22 protein-coding genes and 1 pseudogene are annotated in these 24059 nt (G+C 61.4%); 7 read left to right on the top strand and 16 right to left on the bottom strand.

Annotated features, from left to right (window positions below; translation table 11 throughout):
- Window positions 1–10 precede the first annotated feature (10 nt).
- Complete coding sequence (locus AADH44_RS00900) at window positions 11–2581, bottom strand: LuxR C-terminal-related transcriptional regulator (protein ID WP_341953513.1); 2571 nt, start codon at window positions 2579–2581, stop codon at window positions 11–13.
- A gap of 140 nt (window positions 2582–2721) precedes the next feature.
- Here AADH44_RS00900 and AADH44_RS00895 point away from each other — a divergent pair, with 140 nt between their 5' ends.
- From AADH44_RS00895 to AADH44_RS00880, 4 genes are all read left to right on the top strand, one after another.
- On the top strand, window positions 2722–3639 hold the full coding sequence (locus AADH44_RS00895; RefSeq protein ID WP_341955021.1) for a 2-hydroxyacid dehydrogenase: 918 nt from the start codon (window positions 2722–2724) through the stop codon (window positions 3637–3639).
- An 82-nt stretch (window positions 3640–3721) separates the two neighbouring features.
- Complete coding sequence (locus AADH44_RS00890; RefSeq protein ID WP_341953511.1) at window positions 3722–4375, top strand: GntR family transcriptional regulator; 654 nt, start codon at window positions 3722–3724, stop codon at window positions 4373–4375.
- Between the two features lie 9 nt (window positions 4376–4384).
- Entirely contained in the window at window positions 4385–5617 is a 1233-nt protein-coding gene (locus tag AADH44_RS00885; protein ID WP_341953509.1) for an alpha-hydroxy acid oxidase, read from the top strand.
- A gap of 102 nt (window positions 5618–5719) precedes the next feature.
- Entirely contained in the window at window positions 5720–6940 is a 1221-nt protein-coding gene (locus AADH44_RS00880) for an MFS transporter (protein ID WP_341953507.1), read from the top strand.
- A gap of 153 nt (window positions 6941–7093) precedes the next feature.
- On the opposite strand, the gene AADH44_RS00875 is transcribed toward AADH44_RS00880, so the two are convergent.
- From AADH44_RS00875 to AADH44_RS00865, 3 genes are read right to left on the bottom strand one after another with little or no spacing between them, the layout of a single operon-like run.
- The gene (locus AADH44_RS00875) at window positions 7094–7891 is read right to left on the bottom strand and encodes an endo alpha-1,4 polygalactosaminidase (protein WP_341953505.1); all 798 of its coding nucleotides are present in this window, start codon (window positions 7889–7891) and stop codon (window positions 7094–7096) included.
- Window positions 7892–7901: 10 nt separating this feature from the next.
- A complete protein-coding gene (locus tag AADH44_RS00870; protein ID WP_341953503.1) occupies window positions 7902–8738 on the bottom strand; it encodes a M56 family metallopeptidase in 837 nt (278 codons plus the stop codon).
- Window positions 8739–8740: 2 nt separating this feature from the next.
- Window positions 8741–9103 carry a BlaI/MecI/CopY family transcriptional regulator gene (locus AADH44_RS00865; RefSeq protein WP_341953501.1) on the bottom strand — a complete coding sequence of 121 codons (363 nt, stop codon included), beginning with the start codon at window positions 9101–9103 and terminating at the stop codon, window positions 8741–8743.
- 88 nt (window positions 9104–9191) lie between these two features.
- Between AADH44_RS00865 and AADH44_RS00860 the strand changes: the two genes are divergently transcribed.
- The 3 genes from AADH44_RS00860 to cydC are packed head-to-tail and all read left to right on the top strand — an operon-like array spanning window position 9192 to window position 15206.
- A complete protein-coding gene (locus AADH44_RS00860; RefSeq protein ID WP_341953500.1) occupies window positions 9192–10811 on the top strand; it encodes a cytochrome ubiquinol oxidase subunit I in 1620 nt (539 codons plus the stop codon).
- Window positions 10812–10829: 18 nt separating this feature from the next.
- A complete protein-coding gene (gene cydB / locus AADH44_RS00855; RefSeq protein ID WP_341953499.1) occupies window positions 10830–11873 on the top strand; it encodes a cytochrome d ubiquinol oxidase subunit II in 1044 nt (347 codons plus the stop codon).
- A 15-nt stretch (window positions 11874–11888) separates the two neighbouring features.
- The gene (gene cydC, locus AADH44_RS00850) at window positions 11889–15206 is read left to right on the top strand and encodes a thiol reductant ABC exporter subunit CydC (protein WP_341953498.1); all 3318 of its coding nucleotides are present in this window, start codon (window positions 11889–11891) and stop codon (window positions 15204–15206) included.
- Between the two features lie 18 nt (window positions 15207–15224).
- Here the strand turns inward: cydC and AADH44_RS00845 are convergent, their stop codons facing one another.
- The 12 genes and pseudogenes from AADH44_RS00845 to AADH44_RS00790 all read right to left on the bottom strand — a co-directional run bounded on the left by AADH44_RS00845 (window position 15225) and on the right by AADH44_RS00790 (window position 23931).
- On the bottom strand, window positions 15225–16328 hold the full coding sequence (locus tag AADH44_RS00845; RefSeq protein ID WP_341953497.1) for an acyl-CoA dehydrogenase family protein: 1104 nt from the start codon (window positions 16326–16328) through the stop codon (window positions 15225–15227).
- 9 nt (window positions 16329–16337) lie between these two features.
- Window positions 16338–17279 (bottom strand): nucleotidyl transferase AbiEii/AbiGii toxin family protein, encoded by a 942-nt coding sequence (locus AADH44_RS00840; RefSeq protein ID WP_341953496.1) that lies wholly within the window; start codon window positions 17277–17279, stop codon window positions 16338–16340.
- Window positions 17276–17809: a type IV toxin-antitoxin system AbiEi family antitoxin domain-containing protein gene (locus tag AADH44_RS00835; protein ID WP_341953495.1), complete on the bottom strand. Its 534-nt coding sequence runs from the start codon at window positions 17807–17809 to the stop codon at window positions 17276–17278. The genes AADH44_RS00840 and AADH44_RS00835 overlap by 4 nt, the downstream gene beginning before the upstream one ends.
- 191 nt (window positions 17810–18000) lie before the next feature.
- On the bottom strand, window positions 18001–18273 hold the full coding sequence (locus tag AADH44_RS00830) for a HigA family addiction module antitoxin (RefSeq protein WP_341953493.1): 273 nt from the start codon (window positions 18271–18273) through the stop codon (window positions 18001–18003).
- Between the two features lie 33 nt (window positions 18274–18306).
- Entirely contained in the window at window positions 18307–18720 is a 414-nt protein-coding gene (locus AADH44_RS00825) for an antitoxin HicB (RefSeq protein ID WP_341953492.1), read from the bottom strand.
- Between the two features lie 10 nt (window positions 18721–18730).
- The gene (locus AADH44_RS00820; protein WP_341953491.1) at window positions 18731–18940 is read right to left on the bottom strand and encodes a type II toxin-antitoxin system HicA family toxin; all 210 of its coding nucleotides are present in this window, start codon (window positions 18938–18940) and stop codon (window positions 18731–18733) included.
- A 361-nt stretch (window positions 18941–19301) separates the two neighbouring features.
- Entirely contained in the window at window positions 19302–20141 is an 840-nt protein-coding gene (locus tag AADH44_RS00815; protein ID WP_341953490.1) for a hypothetical protein, read from the bottom strand.
- A 29-nt stretch (window positions 20142–20170) separates the two neighbouring features.
- Window positions 20171–20497, bottom strand: coding sequence for a hypothetical protein (locus AADH44_RS00810; protein ID WP_341953489.1), 327 nt, complete (start codon window positions 20495–20497; stop codon window positions 20171–20173).
- Between the two features lie 119 nt (window positions 20498–20616).
- Window positions 20617–20964, bottom strand: a pseudogene (locus AADH44_RS00805) (type I restriction enzyme endonuclease domain-containing protein); the annotation flags it as partial.
- Between the two features lie 66 nt (window positions 20965–21030).
- A complete protein-coding gene (locus AADH44_RS00800) occupies window positions 21031–21420 on the bottom strand; it encodes a VOC family protein (protein ID WP_341953488.1) in 390 nt (129 codons plus the stop codon).
- A 76-nt stretch (window positions 21421–21496) separates the two neighbouring features.
- Complete coding sequence (locus tag AADH44_RS00795) at window positions 21497–22513, bottom strand: hemolysin family protein (RefSeq protein ID WP_341953487.1); 1017 nt, start codon at window positions 22511–22513, stop codon at window positions 21497–21499.
- Window positions 22510–23931, bottom strand: coding sequence for a hemolysin family protein (locus tag AADH44_RS00790; protein ID WP_341953486.1), 1422 nt, complete (start codon window positions 23929–23931; stop codon window positions 22510–22512). Before AADH44_RS00790 ends, AADH44_RS00795 begins: the two co-directional genes overlap by 4 nt.
- Window positions 23932–24059: the final 128 nt, after the last annotated feature.

Here is a 24059-nt window from a genome sequence, read left to right as displayed (position 1 = left end):
CCGTGGCGCGCTACAACTCTTCGAGCACGTGCTCCAACTCAACCCGGCCGGTGACACCCAACTTGCGATAAATGCGAGCCAAATGGTTGTCCACGGTTCGAACTGACAGCCCCAGCTGCTGGCCGATCTCCCGACTGCGTTTACGGCCAGCAGCTGCGCGGGCGATCATCCACTCACGTTCGGTGAGTTCATCACCGCCATTCGCGGAGGGCACGTGATCCATGTCGGCGGCGAGGCGCCGCGCCGCGAGGGTGGCTTTGCGCTCCAACTCTCGCCGGTCAGTTTTGGCCGCGGACTGAGCCCCCGCGAGCAAACCGTCGACTGCGAGCGCCGCCACCCCAGACGCAGCCAACGTGGGTGCCAGCTCGCACAGGCGGGTGACATCCCGAGCGGCTGATGCTTCTCCCCATTCGCGGATGCGGGCAATCAGCGGTGCAGGCGAGAGTTGCGTGAGTAGGTCAAGCTGTTCGCTCGCGGCTTCTGGTTGGCCGATACGCAGTGCCACGGTGAGGGTGAGCGCACTGAGTAAGAAATGACCGAGGGTGATTCCTTCTGCAACCGCAGCCACGATTACCGCTGCGGCATCGTCGGGCCGACCGTCGGCGGCAAGGAGCCACGCTTCGCATTCGGCACGCTGCAGGATCACCTTGGCATCGCTGGCTTGCTCGGGAGTCACTTCGTTAAACAGGAGTCGTGCGGTGTGTGGGTCACCGCGTTGCGCTTCAATGGTGGCGTGGAGGGCTAGGGCTGTGCCGAGCAGTCCGGTGAAGTCTCGCCAGCGCAGTTGCTCAACGGCGAGTGATGCCAGCGTGCTTGCTTCGTTCAGCTTGCCGTCGTGCAGGCGCACAATGGCGAGGGCATACGACCAGACTCCGGCGGAATCCGCAAAACGATCGAGTCGGCGTTGGGCCGCGAATTCGCTGGCGCGCACAATGTCTGCTGAAGCGACGAGCGCCAGAAACTCGGAGAGATCGAGCAGTGCGCCCGCAAAGGGTGCTTCGAAACGGAACGCTTCGGCCAGTGGTCGAGTCTGGTTGATCGCGTGAAAGGCTTCCTCGGGATTGCCCATCATGGTGGCCATCATTGCCGCCGTGAGGCCCGCATTAACCGCGCCAAGCCCACCATCGAGCACCACCGGATCAGCCACATCGCTGAGGGCAGTTGCGTCGCCGGTCATCAGCTGCCATTTGGCCAGTTCGGGTCGCAGCACTGATTGTGCTCGCGCATCCAACTCCCCAAGCTCGGCGAGCACGCGCGTGACCGCATCGGCCGGGCGAGCCAGTCGATAGACGACATGCTGACCCCACCGAGCAAGAGCAATGGCACGCTGTTCATCTCCGGCAGCCAAGCTAATGGTCGACTCGAAAACGTGCGATGCCCGCTCAGATTCCGCAAGAGCCGAAAGCGCACTGGCTAACACCAACTCGGGAGCGAAGCGCCGTTCTACCTCTTGGGCACGCTCAGCCAGAGTGGCCGCCATGGCGTGGTCTCCCGCAGCGTGCGCATAGTTCGCCGCCCAATCGAGCTCATCATTATCGATCACCGCATCGGTCGTCGTCAGCAGAACTGTTGCGGTAAAGCGCAGCTGTTGATCACCCATCGGCGTCAATCGGGCGGCGACCTCCTGAATGATCTCGGCTCGTTCGGCTCGAGAAAGCTCACCGACGAGTGCTTCAGCAAATAGCGGATGCGCCAGCCACACCGAGGGAATCGCATCGCCACTCGTGGCCTCAACGACGCCGTCAATTGTGAGGCGGGCGAGCACGTCTGTCTCCTCCGGCCGAATCGCCGCCTCCGGAATGGGCTGGGCGATCGCAATTAGTTGAGCCAGTCGTCGTTCGTCGTCGCTCAACTGCAGCAGGCGTTCAGCAATCGTGGCCCGCACATGCTTAGGCAGCGTCGCCACCGACACTTCAACACCAAAATCTCCACTGTGGATGCCGCCAGCCCGCGCCGCCGCAAAGATGAGTTCGCGCAGCATCAGTGGGTTGCCGCGGCTCGCCTCGAACAGGGCGCGCAGGCTTTCGGGGCGCAGTGTTCCGCCCAAATACTGTTGGAGGATCGACTGACTGTGTTCCAGGCTCAACCCGTCGAGTTCCACAATGTCGATGAGGTCTTCGTGCAGGAGGCGGGCGAGGGGGCCGGAGACTTCGTGGGAGTCGCGAGCGGTGAGCAGAGTGGTGACGCCGAAGACGCGCACCAGTTGGTAGAGCACGCCGGCGGATACGGCATCCAAAAGTGGGGCATCGTCGATAACCAGAACGAACTTGGCCGGGTTCTCGCCGACGACGGCGACGAGTGCTTGAACCCGGTCGCTCACACTTTCGAGGCCTACCCTGCCGGCGCTTGCCAGCACGGGGGCGAGGGCGCCGAGGGGAATTTCGGCGAGCTCGACGAGGCCGATCACGGGAACCACGGTGCGACCATCGGCGCGCAGCACGTGTGAGATGTGGGCACCCAGTGTGGTCTTGCCGACACCGCTGGGTCCGCGCAACATTACCGATCGCGAGCGTGGGCCGCGCAGGGCGTTCACCACAGCATCCCGCTCGGATTCCCGGGGCAACACGGGCCAGCGCGCCATGATCTTCCCTTCTCCAGAGTGAAAGTGCTTGTGGGCGAAAGCATAGTGGGAGGGTGCCGTTCGGCGGGCAGCTCAGTAGGGCGGGCAGCTGGGTTGGGCGGGCAGCTCGTCGGCGCGAGAGGCTGGAGTAGATTTGCGTGATGATCACCATTGCTCTTCCCGACCAGCACATGCGCGACCGACTTGAGGCGCAACTGCCCGAGGTGAATCTGATTGTGTGGGGTGCACATGATGGCGCTCCCCCGCAGCACGTTGATCTTGCTGTGCTCGGTTACTTGGGCTCAGCCAACGAACTGGGCAGCTTTGAGGGTCTGGATGTCGCGGCTCTGCAATCGCAGTCGCTCGGCTATGACGGGGTCACCGATTGGCTTCCTGCGGGTATCACCTACTGCAACGCGGTCGGCGTGCATGAGGCGTCGACTGCCGAGCTGGCAGTGGGGATGATCATTGCCGAACAGCGCGGGTTTCCCGAACACTTCGCCAACCAACAGACTGGCACGTGGAACCAGCACGAATTCATCGGAGTGGCCGGCAGCACGGTGATCATTGTCGGTGCGGGTGGCGTCGGCAATCAGATCGCCGACAAGCTTGCCCCGTTCGAGGCGAACGTCGTGCGCGTCGCTCGCACCAACCGCAGCGACGCACGTGGTGCCGTCCAGTCGATGGATGCTCTGCCCTCGTTGCTCGCGAAGGCTGACGTTGTAGCAATCGCCGTGCCCCTCAGCGACGACACGACGCGACTCGTTGACGCGGAGTTTCTGGAGGCGATGAAGCCCGGAGCTCTGCTCGTGAATGTCTCTCGCGGCAAAATTGTTGACACTGACGCGCTGATTGCTGCGGCATCCGCTGGTCACATTCGGGCGGCGCTTGATGTCACCGACCCCGAACCGCTGCCGTCAGACCACAAGCTGTGGTCGACGCCCGGAATCACCATCACCCCACACATCGGCGGCTATACCTCAGCAATGCACGGCCGAGTGGATGCCGTGGTTCGTGAGCAGGCCCGACGGCTTCTCGCCGGAGAACCACTCGCGTACGTGGTGGTTGAGGCGCGCTAACTAGGAGGGCTCCACTTCTCGTTGCCGAATTGTATAGCAATATAGTAGATTGCTATACAATCTACATGGAGAGAGAGCTATAATGAGGCTGGTCCCGGATACAGAACACGCGGAGCCCATCCGTCCCGACGCGATCTACGCTGAGCTGCGTGCCGACGTCATCGCTGCGATCATCACTCCCGGCGCGACCGTCACCGAGTCAGCTATCGCCCTGCGCTTCGGCGTCGCCCGCCCCACCGCGCGCATCGCCATCGATCGACTCGTCGCCGATGGCCTGCTGCGACGCGAACCGCACCAAGCCGCACGAGTTCCGCGCCTCAGCAGCAACGACGTGAACGACCTCTTCACCAACCGAGCGATCGTTGAAGGCGCGGCAATCGCGGCGCTCACCACACACGGCACGATTCCGGCAGCCGCGTTGCAAGCCCACCACTCGCTGCTATCTGGCTCGGATGAATTCGCCGACGACGACATCCAGTTCCACCGTGCGCTCGTCGCCGGACAACCCAGCTCCCGTCTCACCCGAATGCACGAACTGCTGATGGGCGAAATCGAGTTGTGCATCGGGCAGGTTCAATCAGCTCACCTGCTCACCGCCCACGAGGTGGCCGACCAGCATCAGGGCATCCTCGATGCCATCACCGCCGGGGATGCCGCCACCGCTGAGCGCCTCACCCGCGAACACATTGTGGGGGCGCGCGATCGCCTCCTCACCCACCTCACCAGCACCAACTAAAGGCACACCATGCAGAAGCGTCAGTTTCCGAACCCCATCGAGCTTGCGAAGCTCATGAAGTTCAAGGCACCAGAACTCAACGGCAAGAAGCGTCGCCTCGACAGTGCGCTCACGATCTATGACCTCAAAGCGATCGCCAAGCGCCGCACCCCCAAAGCGGCGTTCGACTACACGGATGGCTCGGCCGAAAGCGAGATCTCACTGAGCCGTGCGCGCCAAGCCTTCGAAGACATCGAGTTCCACCCGTCGATCCTTCGTGACGCCTCCCACGTTGACACCACCACGAAAGTGTTGGGCGGCACCTCCGCAATGCCATTCGGTATCGCGCCCACCGGATTCACCCGCCTCATGCAGACCCAGGGCGAGATCGCTGGTGCGGGCGCCGCAGCGGCAGCAGGCATTCCGTTCACGCTCTCGACACTGGGGACAACATCCATTGAAGATGTGAAAGCCACAAACCCTGACGGCCGCAACTGGTTTCAGTTGTACGTGATGCGCCAGCGAGAGATCTCGTACGGACTCGTCGAGCGCGCGGCGGCCGCCGGCTACGACACCCTCATGTTCACGGTTGACACTCCCGTTGCTGGTGCGCGCCTTCGGGACAAGCGCAACGGTTTCTCCATTCCGCCGCAGCTGACCGCCGGAACAATCCTGAACGCGATCCCCCGCCCGTGGTGGTGGTTCGACTTCCTCACCACTCCCCCTCTCGAATTCGCCTCGCTCGCCACCACCGGTGGCACCGTCGGTGAGTTGCTCGACTCCGCGATGGACCCGTCTATTAACTACGACGACCTGCAGATCATTCGCGACATGTGGCCAGGCAAGATCGTCATAAAAGGGGTGCAAAACCTGGAAGACTCCAAGCGACTCGCTGACCTTGGTGTTGATGGCATCCTGCTCTCCAACCACGGTGGTCGTCAACTCGACCGCGCTCCCATTCCCTTCCACTTGCTGCCCGAGGTCGTTCGCGAAGTGGGTGATGACGTTGAGGTCATGGTCGACACGGGAATCATGAACGGTGCCGACATTGTCGCGTCGATGGCCCTCGGCGCGAAGTTCACTCTGATCGGTCGCGCCTACCTCTATGGACTGATGGCGGGCGGTCGAGAAGGCGTCGACCGCGCGATTGAGATCCTTTCGGATCAGATCGTGCGCACCATGAAGCTCCTCGAAGTGACCAGCATTGAAGAACTGGAGCCCAAGCATGTGACGCAGTTGCAGCGGTTGGTGCCGCGCCGCTAACAGCGCCTGGCTCGACACCCGACACGGGGATGTTTGGGGTGGGGCATAGTGCCGTTCAGGTTGGCAGGGTGAGGTGTTGCGGTTCGCATAGGGTTGGATGCCGTGAGCCAACATCCCGCACCAACCCCCAAGCCAGTCTGGCGGGCACCCGGAATGCCGGCGCTTCTTGTGCTCACTGCCGCCGGATTTGCCGGATTTTCTGCCCTCCTGCCGGTCGTGCCACTGTGGGCGGTCAACGGCGGGGCGAATGAGGCCGGTGCCGGTCTTGTCAATGGGGTGCTGCTGCTGGCGACGGTGATGACACAACCGTTTGTTCCCCGACTACTCAGCCGACTCGGAACCGGTCGGGTTCTGGCGGCCGGCCTGGCTCTTCTCGGGGTGCCGCCGCTGCTGTTTCTCCTCTCAGACCACCTGAGTTGGATTCTGCTTCTCTCGATTGTGCGGGGCATAGGTTTCGGTGTACTCACCGTTGCCGGATCCACAGTGGTGGCCAATCTCGTACCTCGCGCGCAGCACGGTGCCGCCATCGGGGCCTACGGTGCGGCAATCGCGGTGCCGCAAGTGATTCTCATTCCCGTGGGACCGTGGCTGTCAGAGTCAGTAGGGTTCTGGGCAATTTTTGCACTCGGTTCGTTGCCGATTCTGGGCATCAGTTCCGCCCCACGACTGGCCCGTGTTCTGCGCGAGCAGGAAGCCGAACGCGCTCTTCAGCCGCCCACCGGTGCCACAGCAACGGTGAACAGTACCGGGTCTGGGCGGCGACTATTGGCAGGCAGCCTCCTAGGGCCCATGGTCCTTTTGGGCGGAGTCACGCTGGCCGGCGGTGCGCTCATTACTTTCGCACCACAAATGAGTTCAGCACCAGCTGCGACGGCTGGTGGACTCGCCCTGCTTACGTTCAGTGCAGCAGTGACACGGTGGGGCATTGGTGGTTTGGCCGATCGCTTCGGTGCCAAGCCCTTCCTGTGGCCGCTCGTTCTGGTATCGGTCGTCGGACTCATTGTCACCGCTATCGCGGTCGAGAATCCTGACGCCACCAGCGTTCTCCTCTTCCTCGCCGGGCTGACTCTCGTCGGCATCGCATTCGGCGGACTCCAAAATCTGACTCTTCTTCTCTCCCTTGCCGCCGTAAAACGAGAGCAGTATGGCACCGCAAGCGCCGTCTGGAACATCGGATTCGATTTGGGCACCGCAGTGGGCTCAGTGCTCATCGGCACTCTCGCCGCCGGGCTCTCATTCCCCACAGCCCTGCTCGTTGCCGCCGGCATCTCCCTCCTTACCCTCCCGCTCGCGTTCCGGCGCGGGCCGCGCGTTACCCCGTAGATGTTGCGCGACGCCGCTCTTCGAGTGCCCACCGTCGAACGGCGAGCAGTGTGCAGGGGCAGCGCCCGGTTAACACTGCTCCGCTAGCACTGCTCGGCTAGCAGTGCTCGGTTAGCAGTGCTCGGCTAACTGTGCTCGGCTAACTGTGCTCGGCTAGCAACGCTCGAAAACGTAGTCGGGTGAGCCGGGCGGCGTAAGGTTGCGATCTCGCAGCATCGTGATGAGTGGTGTCGCGACATCCGCGCACACTTCGGCAAAGGGCCGGCGCAGGTCGTCGGTGTACTCGATGTTAATCACCGCGTCACCGTAAGCATCAGTGAAGTCAGCGCACTCAGAGAACTGGTCGCACTCTTCCACAATCACAAAGTCGAACCCAATGTCGGATGCCGCTTGCCCCAGCAGCCCCGCCGAGTTCTTCTGGGCCACTGCGAGTCCTACTTCATGCCCAGCTTTCACCAACAGTGTCGCCATCGCAATCGCATCCTCGCGGTCGAGCAGCCCCCCGGATCGGGTGTAGCTATCGAGGTTGTCGAACTCGACCGCATCAAAACCTTTGTCAGCACACCGGGCGACTAGTGGCCTGAACCGTTCAGCTATAGCCACACGATTATCGGCACTGCGAATATCAAGAAGGGTTTCATCGGGCCAGTTCGAATCGATCACAGCGGCATCCGCGGCATCTCGCAGCAGCAGTTTTGTTGGCCAAGATTCCCCCGGCTGCGACTGAAAACCGTTGATGTAGCAAATGGAATATATCCCGTTGACTGGTTGCTCTCCCGCATCGCGGACCACGATCGAAACTTCGGCGGCCGGCTCGTAAGCACCACCCAACTGGTAGTCAGCAACGGCTCCCTGCGCGAAAATGGGCGGGGTTGAGCATGCGGCCAGCAACATCAGGAGAACTGAGGTCACAACCACTATGAGCCGGGATCTCATCGGGCGAGCGATCATGCTGTTGAGCCTAGGCGAGCCGTAAGAGGCGAGCGCGCAACTCTTTCGGGGTCGATTCTGGGAGTGTGGCGGAGAGTTCGTTGCGCTGCGGCAGCGAGCCGCCTTTCGACACAATCGTGATCGCCCGGGCAAGGCTGCCGCGCCCAACACGGGTGAGGGCGTCGTCGTCGGCGTGCATCTCCAGCAGGAGTGCGACTTCGCGAGACGCATTGCGTGCAGTGGGTAGCCACGGCAGCGACACTTTCCAGGCCGTGAAGAATATCAGAACGATGTCGTGGCGAAGGCGCACGTGAGCCTGTTCGTGCTCGATCACTGCCTGCAGTTCGTCCTCGTCAAGCAACTGGATGAGACCCGCACTCAGCACGGTAATCGACCTGAGCGCACCAGGCAGGCAGTAGGCAACTGGGGCCGGGGTGTCGATGAGCCGGGTGCCCGGGCGGTCCGACATGGGTTCGCTCAGTAGGGTAATCAGCTGGGCGTGACGAGTGCGCTCCCTCTCGGCATAGACAACGGTCACCAGCAGGTTGAGAAGAAGGTGCACGGTAAGAAATAGGGCCCCCGAGAGCGCGAGCAGCGACCATACGGAGGCACCGGCGGGCAATTCATTGTCGGCGACGAACCCCCAGATGCCATTTGCGGCATCCGCTAGATCGGTGGCGAAGGTCGCGGCCCCGAGCAGTACTAGTGAGCCGATCATGCTGATGCCACCAACGAGTGCTACGAGTTGCCAGACGAGCAGTCCGAGGGTCGGTCGCCGATACGCCCACGCGGCGCCGGGGAGCAGTGCGGGCACAGGCCACGCCAGCAGTACCGCGACGAGGCCGAGCGTGATGGCGGCAGCGATCACCCCTACCGCCCAGCGAGGATGCGGCGCAGAGTGTCAGCCTCTTCACTCGAAACTTGACCGACGAATCGTTCGAGCACTGCAGCGCGATCGCTTGCTCCACCCAGAACTTCGTGCATGAGGTCAGCCATATGAGCTTCGCGACGGGCGGCGGCGCGATACAGGTGGGGGCGAGAGTCGCGCTCTCGCACCACAAAGTTCTTGTTCTCGAGCCTCGATAGCACGGTCAGAATGGTGGTGGCCGCGAGCTCGCGGCCCGAGTCTTGGGGCTCGGCAAGCTTGGCCTGAATGTCGTACGCAGAAAGGCTTTCACCGCCCGCCCACAGCACGTCCATCACGCTGCGTTCCAGTTCCCCTAACGAGTTCATGAAGCAATTCTACCTCATGTAGAAATTGGCTCAACAACTGTGCCAAGATAGTTCTACAAGACGTAGAAAATGCACTGGAAGGCACGGAGTGGATCCCCTAGAAATCGCCAGATGGCAGTTCGGTATTACCACCGTCTACCACTTCGTTATGGTTCCGCTCACGCTCGGCCTTGGCCCGGTCGTTGCCCTGATGCAAACCCAGTGGGTGCGCACGGGCGACGAGAAGTGGCTACGAATGACCAAGTTCTGGGGCAAGTTGTACCTCATCAACTTCATCATGGGTGTCGCAACCGGCCTCGTTCAAGAATTCCAGTTCGGCATGGCGTGGAGCGAATACTCTCGTTTCGTCGGTGACGTCTTCGGTGCACCGCTCGCCATGGAGGGCTTGCTCGCCTTCTTCTTCGAATCAACGTTCCTTGGCCTCTGGATCTTTGGCTGGAACCGCCTCCCCAAGAAAATCCACCTTGCTGCCCTCTGGATCGCAGTGGCCGGCTCCATCGTTTCTGCCTTCTTCATCATCGTCGCGAACTCGTGGATGCAGCACCCGGTGGGTGTCGAACTTGTCGACGGCCGCCCCGTCATGACCGACATCTGGGCCGTGCTCACCAACAACACTGCCCTTGCCGCCTACTCCCACACGATCATGGGTGCACTCGCGGTCGGCGCTGGCTTTGTTGTCGGCATCTCTTGGTACCAGCTGTGGCAGCGCCGCCGTGACGGAATCGACTCCGTGGATGCCGCGGGCCGTGTCGTCGTCGGCGAGAATGCCAGCATTCCTGGCCGCGACCGCGCCGACCATTCGGTGTGGATCACGAGCATCCGCGTCGCCGCTGTTGTAGCAATTGTCGGATTCGGTGGTGTCGCCATCACGGGTGACGTGCAGGCCAAGCTCATGTTTGAGCAGCAGCCGATGAAGATGGCTGCTGCCGAGGCCGCCTGCTATGACGGTACAAGTTTCTCGGTGCTGTCGATTGGCAACCTGGGTTCGCAGAACTGTGACGATGTTGTCGGAATCATCGAGATCCCCGGCATCCTCTCGTTCCTTGCTCACGGTGACTTCGAGACCGAGATCAAGGGCGTCAACACGCTCATCCCGGAGTACCAGGCGATGTACGGCACCAACCTGCCTAACGACCCGCTCTACGGTGAGCGTGCTGGTCAGGAAATCAACTATCTGCCCATCATGGAGGTCACCTATTGGGGCTTCCGGCTGATGATCGGCTTCGGTGCACTCGCGGCGGCGTTCGCGGCTCTCACGCTCTGGATGGTTCGAAAGGGTACCGTTCCGCAGTCCAAGTTCATGATGGGTACCGCCCTCGCCAGCATCGCAGCTCCATTCGGCGCAAACATCGCGGGTTGGGTCTTCACCGAGATGGGCCGCCAGCCCTTCGTGGTTGCCCCGAACCCCACACCGGGCGGAGTTGATGGTGTGTTCATGTTCACGGCTGCCGCAGTCTCCCCGGGAGTCAGCGGTGAAGAGATCATCTTCTCGCTCGTCTCACTGGGGCTCGTCTATGGCGCGCTTCTGGTCGTCGAGTTCCGGCTTCTCATGAAGTATGTGCGCGGTGGTGTTGCTTCGGCCATGCCGGAACTAGCGCACCCGTATGGCACCAACGGGGGCACCGGTGGTTCCGCCGATGACCCCACCAACCCTGACGACCCCAACCGACCAGACCAACGCGACGACGTTCTCGCGTTCGCCTACTAGCCAGAAGGACACCCACTCATGGAACTTCTTCCCACCGTCTGGTTCATCGCGATCGCTGCCCTGTGGATCGGTTATCTCCTTCTCGAAGGCTTCGACCTCGGTGTCGGGATGCTTCTGCTCTTCAGTACACGCAGTGACAAGCAGCGCCGCCTCATGCTCAATGCCATCGGTCCGGTTTGGGATGGTAACGAGGTGTGGCTGATCACGGCCGGCGCCGCCACCTTCGCTGCATTCCCGTTTTGGTATGCATCGTTGTTCTCGGCGCTCTACATCCCGCTAACCATTGTGCTTGTGAGTCTCATCTTCCGCGCTGTCGCTATCGAGTACCGCGGCAAGGGTTCCACTGAGCGGTGGCGCATCTGGTGGGACCGTGCTCTCGGTCTCGGCTCGCTGGGCTCAGCTTTCGGTATCGGTGCGGCACTCGCCCTCACCACTACAGGGCTCCCCATCGATGCAAATGGTGACCGGGTCGGCGGCGCGTTCGCCTGGTTTACCCCTTACGCCGTGCTTGGCGGCCTCGCCGTCGTTGGTTTCGCCCTCGTACACGCCTCCGCCTTCCTCGGCCTCAAGACTGACGGCGAAGTTCGTGTTCGTGCTCGCACTTTCCTGGTGCGTTGGAGCCCCGTCGCTCTACTCCCCATCGTCGGCTGGGTGCTTGCCGTGCAGCTCCAGAACGGCACCCCCATCACGTGGGCGCTTGTTGTTGTCGCCGTCATCGCGGTCGTCTTCGGGTGGCTCAGTGCTCGTGCCGGGCGTGAAGGATTCGCGTTTATCGGGATTGCCGCGTTCTTGTTGGCGGGTGCGTCATCCATTTTCGCTGCTGTTTATCCGGTGGTGCTTCCGTCGACGATTGATCCGGCCTTCAACTTGACGATCTCGAACGCGGCTAGCGGTGAGTACACCTTGAGCGTAATGAGTGTTGTTACCGCCTTCGGCCTGCCGCTGGTATTCCTCTATCAGGGCTACACGTACTGGGTGTTCCGCAAGCGCATGAGCGAGCACCACATCCCTGAGGCACACCTGGTGAAGCCAGCTGTTGCCCCGGTTCCCTCAGCTCGATAAGGCACCATGGAGGGTATGAAGGCGAAGCTCCGAGAACGACTCGCAGCCGGTTTTGGGCCGGGTGGTGTTCACACGCTGTTCGGGCTGGGCCTGCTTGCAACGCTCAAGGGTCTTGCTCTTGTGCTCATGGCCGAGGCGGTCGCCCGCGGTGTTGTCGGCGTTATTGAGTCGGATGCCCGTGCGTGGCAGTTCGCGATTGTGCTTGGTGTCGCCGCCGGAGTGCTGCGCGCAGGTACTGCGTGGGGTACGGAAAGTTTCGCTACCCGGGCGGCGCTCGGCGCGAAGGAGTCTTTGCGTCGTGAGCTAGCGGAGCGTGTTCTCACGGGAAGCGACTCACGGGTCGGATCGAGCACGGCGATCGCTACGGTGGGGCTCGATGAGCTCGATAACTATTTCCGGGTGGTGTTGCCGACCCTCGTCACTACCGCAACGGTTCCTCTGCTGGTGGGGCTCCGCATCCTGTCGGTCGACTGGGTGAGCGCGCTCATTGTTGTTCTCACCGTGCCTCTCGTTCCGGTCTTCATGATTCTCGTTGGCGGTCACACGCGGGAGCGCGCGGAAGCGGCCAGTGCGAGCCTCGAACGCCTGTCAGATCATCTGGTGGAGTTGGCGCGCGGCCTTCCTGTTCTGGTGGGTCTGGGTCGGGTAGCTGAGCAGTCCCGAGCGTTGCGGGCAATTTCGGTTGAGAATCGTGCGACGACGATGGCAACCCTGCGTACTGCTTTTCTGTCATCACTGGTGCTTGAGCTCATCGCCACAATCTCGGTGGCGGTGGTGGCGGTCTTCGTTGGTGTGCGTCTCGTCAACGACCAAATGCCCCTCACCATCGGTCTCATCGCTCTCATACTTGCACCGGAATGTTTTGCACCATTCCGTGAACTGGGTGCCGCATTCCACTCCTCCGAAAACGGACTCACCGCACTTCGTCGAGCACGGGCCATCATTGACACTCCCCGAGCGCGCGAACACCGTCGCCCCGACGGCAGCTTTCGTGTAGTCGACCTCACGATCGACTACCCCGGTCGTGCCGCTCCCACCGTTGACCAGCTCAGTTTTCTCGCCCGCCCCGGCACCATTACGGCGCTGGATGGGCCAAGCGGCAGCGGCAAGTCCAGTGTTCTTGAGGTGCTCGCCGGCAATCGCGAACCCAGCGGCGGAAGTGTGTGGGGCATCGACCCGCAACACGTCGCGTGGGTTCCGCAGCATCCGCACACCGTTGCCGACACCGTGATTGATGAGTTGCGGCTCTACAGCGACGACGAGCAGGCCATCAAATCGGTGTTGCTCGAACTTTCGTTGGCAGAGATTGCGGATGCCGATCCGCGCCAGGTGAGTCCGGGCGAGTTGCGCCGCATTGCTGTCGCGCGCGGGCTGCTGCGCGTCGAAGCAGGCGCAACCCTGTTGCTGCTGGATGAGCCGACCGCTCACCTTGATCCAGCATCCGCTCACCGGGTGGAGACGGCGATCGCTGAGCTGCGCGGGCGCCCGGTGACCGTGATTGTGGCGTCCCACGAGTCGGGGATGGCGAGGCTCGCGGATGTTGTTATCCCGGTGGGAACTTCGGGTGGCACGCGCGCTGCCACCGTGGTTGATTCTTCCGTGACCGCGGTGATGGAGCTGGATGCCACGGCAGCTGTTGCGCCAGTCTCTCCCCGCGCAACCTTCGCCGGCCTCCTCGAGTTTGTGCGTCCCTCGGCGTGGAATCTCGTAGCCGCGATCCTGTTGGGTATTGGTGCGAGCCTGTTCGCTATTTCGTTGACCGCGATCTCGGGCTGGTTGATTGTGCGGGCGAGCGAGCATCCGCCAATCATGTATTTGTTGGTCGCAATTGTTGGCGTTCGGTTCTTTGGTTTGGGTCGCGCGGGGCTGCGGTATTCGGAACGGCTGATGACCCACAGCGCAGTGTTGCGTTCCGTGGTTGAACTGCGGGTGGCCCTGTGGAATGGTTTGGGCGCTCAGGCGCTGGGTTCGCGGGCGCTGGCGAATGGCGGGGTTGCGCTCGACTATCTTGTGGCTGCCGCTGACCGGGTGCGCGATCTGGTTCCGCGCGTGATCGTGCCGCCCGCAGTTGCTGTCGGAACATCGGTGGCGGCGGTCATCGCTGTTGCTGCCCTGCACCCGGTTGCACTTCCGATTCTGCTGGGAGGCCTCGCGTTCGGCCTCGTGCTTGCTCCCCTTGTGGCGGTATGGGTCGACCATTCCGCCGCCCGTCGCATCACCGAGGTGCAGTCTCGCGTGTTGCGTTCGTTCGCCGCACTCACCGGCGCCGCATCAGATTTGCGAGCTAACGGTGTTGGTAGTCGGATGCTCGTCCGTCTCGATCACATCGACGCCGAAGCCGGCGCACTCTCTCGCCGCAGCGCTCGCGCCCTCGGACTCGGCAACGCTGTTGTCGTGCTCGCCTGCTCGGTGACTGCCGTTGCGATGCTCACGGTCGCCGCGCCCGCGGTTGCCACCGGAACGCTCCCGATCGGCATCGTTGCCGTGCTCGTGCTGATCCCCCTCGGCCTCGTTGACTCCCTTATCGCTTTCGTCGACTCGGTGCAGCAGTGGCCGGCACTCAGTGCGGCGTTGGCGAAGGTGCGCGGGGTGACCGCGGGCGACACTGGTCGCGAACGCGACGTGATTGGTGCGAGCGCCACCCAGCCATTGGGCGACGTGACGATTCTGGAGTTGCAGGAGCTCGGCATCCGCTGGCCCCAGAGCACTGCTTTGGCGTTCTCGAACGTGTCGGCTCGGGCAGAGCGCGGTGACTGGTTGGTGGTCGAGGGGCCTTCGGGTTCCGGAAAGTCGACACTGCTGGCGGCGTTGCTCGGCTACCTGTCGCCAGCGGCGGGTTCGTGGGCGCTCAACGGCATCGATTCGGGGGGGCTTTCGGCTGAGCAGTTGCGTCAGGCAGTGACGTGGTGCCCGCAGGAGTCGCACCTGTTTGATTCAACGATCCGGGCCAATCTGTTGCTGGGGCGTGCCCACGACGATCAGCCCACCGAGCAGGAACTCGTTGAGGTTCTGCGTCAGGTGGGTCTTGGTCCGCTGTTTGATTCGCTCAATTATGGGTTGGATACGAGGGTCGGGTCGGCCGGCAAGAGTCTGTCGGGTGGTGAGCGGCAGCGTCTCGCGGTCGCCCGCACTCTGCTGACTCGTGCCGACGTTGTGCTGCTGGATGAGCCGACTGCTCACTTGGATGCGGCGAGTGCGGAGCAGCTCATCGCCGACTTGCGAGTGGCGTTGGCCGACAAGATTGTTGTGTTGGTGAGTCACCATGCGGATGAGCGTCGCGACTCGGATGTGAGTGTGCGGTTGGGTGCGCGCGAGCAGGTTGGCGCTCTCTAACTCTGCTGGGTTAGCGGTCTAACTGCCGAACAGGTCGCCCGCAACGGTGCGATGCACTGACTCTGGGTTTGACGGGTGGTAGATGCCTGCCAAGACGTCGCGCTGGAGGCGGGCGAGTTCGCTGGTGCTGCGGAATGCGCCAGCCCCCGCCGAGCGCATGACTTGTTCGACGACGTGGCGGGAGGTTTCGACGCTGCGATGTTTGAGGCCGGTGAGTTTGCGGAACCACCCTATGCCGTGATCGATGAGGGCGTCTACGTCGTCGACGACGCTGTGGATTTGGGGCTCGAGGGCGTCGAGGGCGAGTGCCGCGTCGGCCATGCGCCAGCGCAGGTCAGGATTCTCGGAGTACTGGTCGCCGGTTATTGCCGAGCTGCGCGTCTGCAGTGCTTCGACTCCGAGTTCGAGGGCGCGGTCGGCGATGCCGGCGTAAACGGAGGCGATGAGGGATAAGAAGTTGGCAAAGATCGCAAAGATGAAGGGGTCAGCGTTGGGGCCGATGGGGAGCACCCTGGCGACACGGTTGGCGGGTACGTAGGCGCCGTCGAGCACGGTGGTGTGGCTTTGGCTGGCCCGCATTCCGAGGGTGTCCCAGTCGTTGAGGGAGCGCCATCCGGGGTTATCGCGGGAGATGAAACCGTGAACGAGGGTTTCGGTGCCGTCAGCGGCGGTGTGTTTGCCGAAGGTTCCCAGCTGGGTCCAGGCGGGCGATAGCGAGGTGGAGACCTTCGTGCCGGTGAACGTGTAACCGCCTTCGACGGTTTCGGCGGTGGTGAGGGAGTCCCACATGACCAGGTCGTTGCCGGGTTCACTGAGGCCGAAGGCGAACACTTCGCCGGCTTCGGCATCCGTGAGTAGCCAGTCGAGGCTGGTGTCGCCGCGTTCGTGGAGGGCCCAGGCGACGCCGATCCAGACGAGGTGCATGTTGATGCCGAGGGCGGTGGCGGGAGCGTAGGCCGCGAGGAGCCGTTGGTCGTCAGAGAGTTCGCGCAGGCTGCGCGGCTTGAGGTAGCCGACCGCACGCAACTCTTGCAGGTCTTCGGTGAAGAAGATGTTCTCGCGGTCGTAGCGTGCGGCGCGCGAACGGATGCGGTCAAGCAGTGCAGGGGTGAGTACCGTCATGGTTCAACGCTACTGTGCCGGGCTGCGCGCTATCTCTCCGACCCACTCGTTGAGCGTTGCCAGCGCCTCGGCAAGACCGATGCTGACTCCTGCTTGATCAGCAGGTTTTTGCCACCCCTCTGCCCAACTTTGCCACGCTATGAGCTCCGGCGGCCATGCGCGCGGCTTAAGCCCGAGCTTTTCAGCTTCGATCGCGCGCGCCTCAAATACGTGCTCGACAGCCACTCTCACCGTGGTGAGTTCGCTTCCGGCGGGAAAGAAAGCGTCGCGAAGCAACAGCAGGTCTACTGTGTCTCGCACTCTGTCGTTCAAGAATGGTTTGCCATTACCTTCCGGCGCTGGATCATCCGGGTCAGTGCAGGCATGAATTTTTCGTGCGACTTGGTACGCCATGGTTATTCCAGCGATGTCGTTAGGAACGCCGAGCCCAAGCGCACTCAGATCAGGCGCTGTGAAGCGTTCATCCTCCTCGCCCATTTTGCCCTCTGAGAACGAGACTTCCACTTTGATCTTGCGAAAAACTTGGCCACGAATTTTGAGTTGGATGTGAAAGCGCCGAGGTTTGTTTGTGGTGCGGGCGTTCTCGACGACCTCAATCTCAGTTCGGACTAACTCGAACGGCTCCCAAGGTTCCGCGAGCGCCGCGTCGAGGGCGGTCTCAAACTCCGCGATTGCACCCCTGTAGACAGTGTCCACATCCTTCGTTGCTCGCGCGCCGATTTCCAACCGATGCTCTAGGTAGGCACCACCTTTGATCAGGAATTCTGGGCGGCCGTCGGAGCCTAATGCTCTTTGCAGCACCGCCATCACGATCACCGATCCGGCGAGCCAGCCGAGACGGTCAACTGCCTGATCAGTCTTCTTTGCGGCCGTGTTGAGAAACGAGTTGAGAGCTGCTGTGTTCTTGGGTGGCGCCTCACGTGGAGGTAGGCCGTGGAAGGCGCCGGTCACAGGTTGGTCTCCAACTCGCTCAGTTCTGCGGCTGTCAGTTGCCCCCGCGCACGCGCCGCTTCGATTGCCTGCTGGAGAAGATGCCGTGGCACCTTTGTCGCGATGCCTTGCGCGATCGCCGTGAGCACCGTGACGACAGGAATCCCTTCCCACCAGGTTCGTTCCCCTGGCGAAATGTGATCGCTATGCAGCTGTACACCAGTGATGCTTCTACGGACACGATGCTTTCCGACATTGACGTGGATAACCTCAGGGTTAATGTCGCAGAGGTCGTGCACGAGCAGCGCCGTGTCGTGGGAGAGGATCGCGTCAGGCGCCCCTGTCGCCAGCACTGCGCGCATGTAGTCGTCGCGCTCAGTTTGAGGGAGCTCCGGAAACCGATAGAGCCCGTGCGAGACGCGTTCCAGCCTCGCCCGTGATGCAAGCTTGGCTAGTTCCACTGCCGAGAAACCCAGCTCTCGTGCATCCTGAGTGGTGACGAATCCGTACTGTGTCGTGGCGATTGGCCAGAGTTCTGTTCGCAAAGTCATGGTTCCTCCGTGCCAAAACTATACCAAAATTAGTATAGTTTTGACATACCTGAGCGAGCAGGGTTCAGATCGGTTCTCGCTACCAAGCGAGCCGGAAGAACCTCGTGATTGACAATTCCGAGGGAAGCGAAGTCACACTCACTGCCAGATTCTTGGGTGCCGCTCCAGGAGTACGAGCGGCGACCACGAGGTCAACTCGCTATCGGCACAACGTTGGGCTGTGGTTTCTGGCGCTCGTTCCACAGGTCGTAGCTGGTCTGCATGCCGAGCCACAGCTCTGCGCTGGTGCCGAGCAAGATTCCGAGGCGCACAGCCATGTCCGCTGTGACTGATGCATGACCGTTGCGGATGCGCGAAAGAGTCGCCCGCGTAACGCTAAGTCGTCGAGCGGCTTCGGCGATGCTGATGTCGCCGAGGTAATCCTCCAGCAACAGGCCGGGGTGGGGAGGGTTGTGCATGCTCATTGTTCTTGACCCTTTCTCAGTCAACGCTCGGAGCTAGGCGCTCTTCTGCAGCGCGTCGGCGTTCTCGGCCTTGCTGAGTTGTTGCACACGTTGGGGCGAAAGCCCCAGCACGATTCCGGCGTCTTTGTAGGTGAGGCCTTCTGCGCGAAGGCTTGCGACGGCTCGTCTTGCGTAGGCAGCCGCCTCCGCACTTTCTTTGCGGGCTGCCGCCTCGAGTGCTTTCGCTCGTTCCCACGAAACGCGAGCTTCGCCCGGTATCTCGACATCGAGAGCAACATCGAACGAATGGGGCTCGACGTCCAGCCAAAGTCCAATTACCTCACGAGCAACTTCCTCGATCTCACTCGCACTGCGCGCCTGGCCCACGGTGTCGAGTTCAGGTACTTGCACGAACCACCAACGGCCATCTTTGCGAGCAGTGACGTCGTATGTCTTTCGGTTCGCCATTGTTGTTCCCCTATCGCCAGTTTTGCGGGGTCTCCGGCAGCTTCTTCATCAGTTGCCCAACGACTCCCGCGCTCACTTCCCCGTGGCGCGGTATCGATTCTCTTACTGACCCGTCGGGCAGTCCCCACAGTTCGTGGCTGCCTTTCGCGTCCCGAAGGAAGACCCAGCCGTTTGCCTTCGCTACCTTGATGACATCTCGGTACTTCTGCGGCTTCGGCATCAGCTTACTCTAGCCCCACTTGATTTTTCCATCAAGCCCCACTAGACGAAATGGTGGACTCGCGCTCAACTGCATGTCTCGGCGCCCTCGTTTCCATTTGTTCCATGACAAGTTTGCGGTCAAGCAGTGCGGGGGTAAGAACCGTCATGGGTCAACGCTCCTCGGCAGCGCTTGTGCATCGCAGCGAAACGAGACCCCGTGTATGACCCTGACCAGGCCGCAATCGTAGTCACAACCTCGAAAGAATCTGGGTCGGCAGCTAGAAAAAGACCGATAACCTCGCGATCGCTTCGTAAGTCGTTCGGCACATTACGATTCGTCTCCCATCACCTAATTGCGTTCGCGACAGTTACTCCGGACACTATTCGCCCCTGGATTCCTTAACTTCCCGCCACAGGTTTGGCCTGGGCGCTGATTGAGCGATTTCTCTGGCTGCTTCTTGCACCCGCGGCGTCAGCATGGCAACCGTTGCCACGAGTTCGCACAGTGCTGCGTAAAGTTTCGAATCGTCGAGCGCATCCAATGTGTCTTGACTAGCGCGCTGCTTGATCGTCGATTCGAAAACGATAACTCCCGCAGCGTCTCCGTTGGTGGCGATTCGTTGCGCCGCGATACTTTGACTGTGCATCGTGAGAGTCGCGGCTGTTCCGTGAGGAAACCCGTGGTACTTCTCGAGGCGTTGGTTCCAATGGCTCCTCGATCCCGGAAGCTCAACTACGGCGGATCTAGCATCCCACGCGTCGCCGATCGCTCCCTGCCCAACAGGATAGGTACCACGGCCAGCGGAGTTGAAATTCGGGTTCTGCGACCAGCGCGCAAGCATGACAAATTGCTTGTCTTGGTGATAATAAACAGAGACTCGGTCGCTGTTGGTCGCCAGTGAGCAGTAATCAGCCAAATAACGGATCAACACCGTGAGGGATCTTTCGATAGCTTCTGACTTATCGGCCGATTCCTGTCCCGCCCTTTCCTCTCGACGGGACAGTTCCATATAGGTGGGGCGCTGCAGCGCGATCTGAAACACCAGCGCTAGGAAACCCAAAGTAACGGCTGTACAAAAAACCCATATACCTTCGGTCCATTGCCTAGCCCCAAAGCCGCCCCAGATGAGCGCGACAACGGTAGCGAGCGTTGCGGTTGTTTGCGATGCCCAGCCCTTACACGCTCGCCAAAGCCACACCACAGACTCTGCAACTCTCATCGCTGTAGTCTCGCCTGCGCGTCTGGCGGTCATGCTGGGATGAGGGTAGATTCCTCGCGGGTTGCTTCGAACACTGAACCCGAGCTGCTCGCGATCCTGTCCATACTCTTCTTGAGCACCTCATCGGCCATCTCGCGAATGTACTTTGCGTAGATTCCTTCGAAACGCAAACCCACTTCGATCTCGGCTTCCGCTTCTTGCGGAGCGACGAAGTACGCAGTAATGGCGCCATACTCCTTGAGAACCTGTTGCAGGCTTTCCTCAAGCTGGTGTGCAACCTGAAGAACGCGCAGGTTAGGGTTATCCGCAAAACTGAGCGAAACCGTAAGTTCGAAGCGCTTATCCATATCTGACATTGTGGCCCCTTGTCACTATGTTCCTCAGCATATCGTGTGGGACTGTCAAGTTATCGAAGCATCTTGACCTGTTGAGGGTTACTCGTCCAAAGCCGCTTCGCTTGAACACGACGACTAGATCACGCCCCCACCTCACGCTCCACGGCATACCGCGGCGCCATCGACTCCATCTGTTCCATAACCAACTTGATCGCTTCGGGCTGCTTATCGGGCGGATACCCGTTGAGCACGAGCAACCGTTTGATGGAGGAGCGCAGTTTGGCGCGTACATCGTCGCGCACGGTCCAGTCGGTTCGCACATCACGACGCATCACTTCGACAAGGCCGCGGGCAATGTCCGCGAGTTTGCCGTCACCCTGCAGTTCAACGGCAGATTCGTTTTGGGCTACAGCGTCGTAGAACGCGAGTTCGTCTGATGACAGTGACGGCGAGAACGTTTCCCCACGCTTACCTTCAAGCGCAACTTTGGCGATCCACCATCACCCCGTTAAGCACCGGCGAGAACCTCGTCACGCTGCCCGAAGGCGCGAAGGCTAAGCCCCCATCACAGACAGCACGTTTCCGGCCGGATCCAGGAACCAGGCGATCTCCGGCCCGTGCCCACGCATGATCCCATTCTCGTCAGTGTTCAAGTCACCTTCCTGCCCGGAGTCGTCATAGATCTTCGTGCGCACCCCGAGTTTGTTCAACTGGTCGACGGCAGCCTCAACGTCATCGACCACAAAGTTCAGCATCGTATAGCTAGCTGGCTGGTGATCCGCCTTCGGGTAGACGATCAACTCTGCACCACCAGGCACGGTGATCATCAGTGTTCCCATCTCGCCATCGACCACGGTCAAGCCCAGAGTCTCGCCGTAAAAAGTCTTCGCTGCATCAAGATCGTCCACACTAAAACCAGATAGTGCACGTGTCGGAGAGAACATGATTTGCCTGCTTTCATTGAAGGAGTTCACGCGTGAACATTCCATACCCATCGAAGCCCCGGTGCAACCACTATGCCTAAGCCGCCACCGAACGCCCGGGCAAAACCCGCTTCACCACATCAGTCAGCGTGAGAACGCCAACCAGAGCATCGTTGTGCTCAACGATCGCGAGCTGCACCCGCTGCTCACGCATCTGACGCAAAACCTCATAGACGGGCGCCGACTCGGCAACACTAAACGCCGCACGAGCGAATGACACGGCGGGCGCATCATCCGCAGCCAGCAGGGTATCGCGCACGTGAACCACCGACGACACCGTTCCGGCAGCATCCATCAGCAGAATTCGCAAATGACCAGACCGTTGGGCAACAGCGCGCACATCGGCAACAGTCGCCCCTACCGACACTGACGTCGGCACGACACCCGTCGCCATAATGCCGCCAGCGGTGAGCTTCTGCAGAGCGATCACCTCAGCGATCTGTGTGCGCAGCGCTGGCTCAAAAACGCCAGCCTGCGTGGAGTACTCCACCAAGTGACGGATAGTCTCGGCATCCCGGCCCCCCACCGCAGCCTTCTCCACCGGCTCCACCCCGCTGCGGCGAACAAGGGCATTCGCGACGCTGTTGATCCACCTCAAGAAAGGCCGAAAAGGCCAAATAAACGCACGCGCTGGAATACCAACAATTGTGGCCGCAAGCTCCGGATGCGCGATCGCCCACGATTTCGGGGCCATCTCACCAATCACCAGATGCAGGAACGTCACCACCAGCAACGACAGAGCAAACGCTGCGCCACCCGCAAGCCACTCCGGGGCACCCCACGAAGCAAAGACGGGACCAAGCCAACCATCGACAAATGGCTTAGTGACCGCGCCGAGCGCAAACGTGCACGCCGTGATCCCCAACTGCGCACCCGCCAACATAATCGTCAACTCGTTCATCCCCCGCAGCGCAGCACGCGCCGACGCACTCTCGGGCGCCGCCGCCTCAATACGGTGACGCCGCGCCCCCAACAGAGAAAACTCGATCACAACAAAAAACGCACTCAGCCCGATAAGAGCCACCGTCACCAGAATGACAATCCCGACACTCATCGACCCACCTCACCATCCGCAGTGAATGCCGCAGCCGGCTCGACCGGTTCGTGCGCCGGTTCATCAACCGGATCCGCTCGCAGCGTCACCCGCACAGTGCGCGGCACATGGCGCTCGATCTCCACAATCTCAATCTCAAGGGCGCGTGCCAACTGCACCACTTCGACAACATCCGAGCCCACCACCGGCAACTCCACGAGAACAATTTCGCCGACCCCGGGGAGACGCCCAGCAGTGGCAATCACCAGACCAGCAATCGTCTCGTAGTCACCACGAGGAAGGTCGCGGCCCGCAACCCGCTCCACCTCATCAATGTGAACGTCACCATCAATGACCCACACACCATCCGCATCCATCTCGGCGCCCGCAACATCGTGCGGATCATGCTCATCGGCAATTTCGCCCACGAGCTCTTCGGCAAGGTCCTCCACCGTGACAACTCCCGCGAAACCGCCATACTCATCAATCACGCAAGCGAGTTCATTGCGGGTGTGCATCAGATTCTCCAACGCATCTGTAAGGCGCATGAGAGTGGGCACGACCAGCGGCTCGCGCATGATCGCGCTCACCGGTCGCCCGTCATCCGCTGCACTCATAAGAACGTCGGCCAGGTGCACAACACCCTCGAGCTCATCACTCTCGCTGATCACCGGATAACGGGTGTGGGCGCGCGCCATGAGAGCCCGCACCTCACCAACCGTGGTGTGGGGCCTCACAACGTCCACCCGCACACGCGGGATCATGGCATGCTCCACATCACGTTCCGGGAAATCGAGGATGCGATCGAGGAGCACCGACAGCTCCTCGGGCAGATCCCCGCTGACGCGCGAGTCCTCAATGATGTGCTCGAGATCCTCCGACGTCGCGCTCGAATCGACGTCATGAACGGGCTTCACCTGCAGAAGCCGAAGCACAGCATTCGACGAAGCATCGAAGAATCGGATGAGCCAGCCGAAGACGGTGAGATAGACCAGCGTCGAGCGGGCGAGCCGACGCGATAACGGCTCAGGGCTCGCGAGTGCGAGATTCTTCGGGTACAGCTCGCCAAAAATCATCTGGACAACAGTCGCCAAAAGAAGAGCGCCAACTGTGCCGATCGTGATGCCAATCGCAGCAGGCACCCCTGCGCCGCCGAGCAGAACACCGATAGATTCGCCGATAAACGGCTCCGCCACATAACCCACAAGCAGGCCGGTGACGGTGATGCCCAATTGCGCCCCCGACAGCATGAACGACGTGCGGCGGGTAACCGCGAGCGCTCGCGACGCCGCCACATCACCCGTCTCCGCGCGAGCGCGCAGCTTGGCGCGATCGACAGACATATACGCGAATTCCTGGGCGACGAAATAGCCATTCGTGGCGATAATGACCGCCGTGAGCGCTAAGCCCATCAGGAGCAGCAGAAGCGCGGTGATCATCGACCGATCACCACACTCGTAGTGCGGTCGACCTGCAGAGAGCAGGCCAGACGGTTGTGATCGGGCTGTGGCTGGATTCGTTGCAGAACAACGAATCAGTCAGGGTGTGCACTTGGCTAGTCGACGCC

It is taken from the genome of Salinibacterium sp. TMP30, from assembly GCF_038397785.1.
GTDB lineage: Bacteria > Actinomycetota > Actinomycetes > Actinomycetales > Microbacteriaceae > Rhodoglobus.
This window is presented reverse-complemented; position numbering and strand designations above follow the sequence as displayed.

Excerpts from the sequence above, each read along its gene's own strand:
- AADH44_RS00900 (WP_341953513.1), bottom strand. The coding sequence starts at position 2,581 with ATGGCGCGCTGGCCCGTGTTGCCCCGGGAATCCGAGCGGGATGCTGTG.
- AADH44_RS00895 (WP_341955021.1), top strand. The coding sequence starts at position 2,722 with ATGATCACCATTGCTCTTCCCGACCAGCACATGCGCGACCGACTTGAG.
- AADH44_RS00890 (WP_341953511.1), top strand. The coding sequence starts at position 3,722 with ATGAGGCTGGTCCCGGATACAGAACACGCGGAGCCCATCCGTCCCGAC.
- AADH44_RS00885 (WP_341953509.1), top strand. The coding sequence starts at position 4,385 with ATGCAGAAGCGTCAGTTTCCGAACCCCATCGAGCTTGCGAAGCTCATG.
- AADH44_RS00875 (WP_341953505.1), bottom strand. The coding sequence starts at position 7,891 with ATGATCGCTCGCCCGATGAGATCCCGGCTCATAGTGGTTGTGACCTCA.
- AADH44_RS00865 (WP_341953501.1), bottom strand. The coding sequence starts at position 9,103 with ATGAACTCGTTAGGGGAACTGGAACGCAGCGTGATGGACGTGCTGTGG.
- cydB (WP_341953499.1), top strand. The coding sequence starts at position 10,830 with ATGGAACTTCTTCCCACCGTCTGGTTCATCGCGATCGCTGCCCTGTGG.
- cydC (WP_341953498.1), top strand. The coding sequence starts at position 11,889 with ATGAAGGCGAAGCTCCGAGAACGACTCGCAGCCGGTTTTGGGCCGGGT.
- AADH44_RS00845 (WP_341953497.1), bottom strand. The coding sequence starts at position 16,328 with ATGACGGTACTCACCCCTGCACTGCTTGACCGCATCCGTTCGCGCGCC.
- AADH44_RS00835 (WP_341953495.1), bottom strand. The coding sequence starts at position 17,809 with ATGACTTTGCGAACAGAACTCTGGCCAATCGCCACGACACAGTACGGA.
- AADH44_RS00830 (WP_341953493.1), bottom strand. The coding sequence starts at position 18,273 with ATGAGCATGCACAACCCTCCCCACCCCGGCCTGTTGCTGGAGGATTAC.
- AADH44_RS00825 (WP_341953492.1), bottom strand. The coding sequence starts at position 18,720 with ATGGCGAACCGAAAGACATACGACGTCACTGCTCGCAAAGATGGCCGT.
- AADH44_RS00820 (WP_341953491.1), bottom strand. The coding sequence starts at position 18,940 with ATGCCGAAGCCGCAGAAGTACCGAGATGTCATCAAGGTAGCGAAGGCA.
- AADH44_RS00815 (WP_341953490.1), bottom strand. The coding sequence starts at position 20,141 with ATGAGAGTTGCAGAGTCTGTGGTGTGGCTTTGGCGAGCGTGTAAGGGC.
- AADH44_RS00810 (WP_341953489.1), bottom strand. The coding sequence starts at position 20,497 with ATGTCAGATATGGATAAGCGCTTCGAACTTACGGTTTCGCTCAGTTTT.
- AADH44_RS00800 (WP_341953488.1), bottom strand. The coding sequence starts at position 21,420 with ATGTTCTCTCCGACACGTGCACTATCTGGTTTTAGTGTGGACGATCTT.
- AADH44_RS00795 (WP_341953487.1), bottom strand. The coding sequence starts at position 22,513 with ATGAGTGTCGGGATTGTCATTCTGGTGACGGTGGCTCTTATCGGGCTG.
- AADH44_RS00790 (WP_341953486.1), bottom strand. The coding sequence starts at position 23,931 with ATGATCACCGCGCTTCTGCTGCTCCTGATGGGCTTAGCGCTCACGGCG.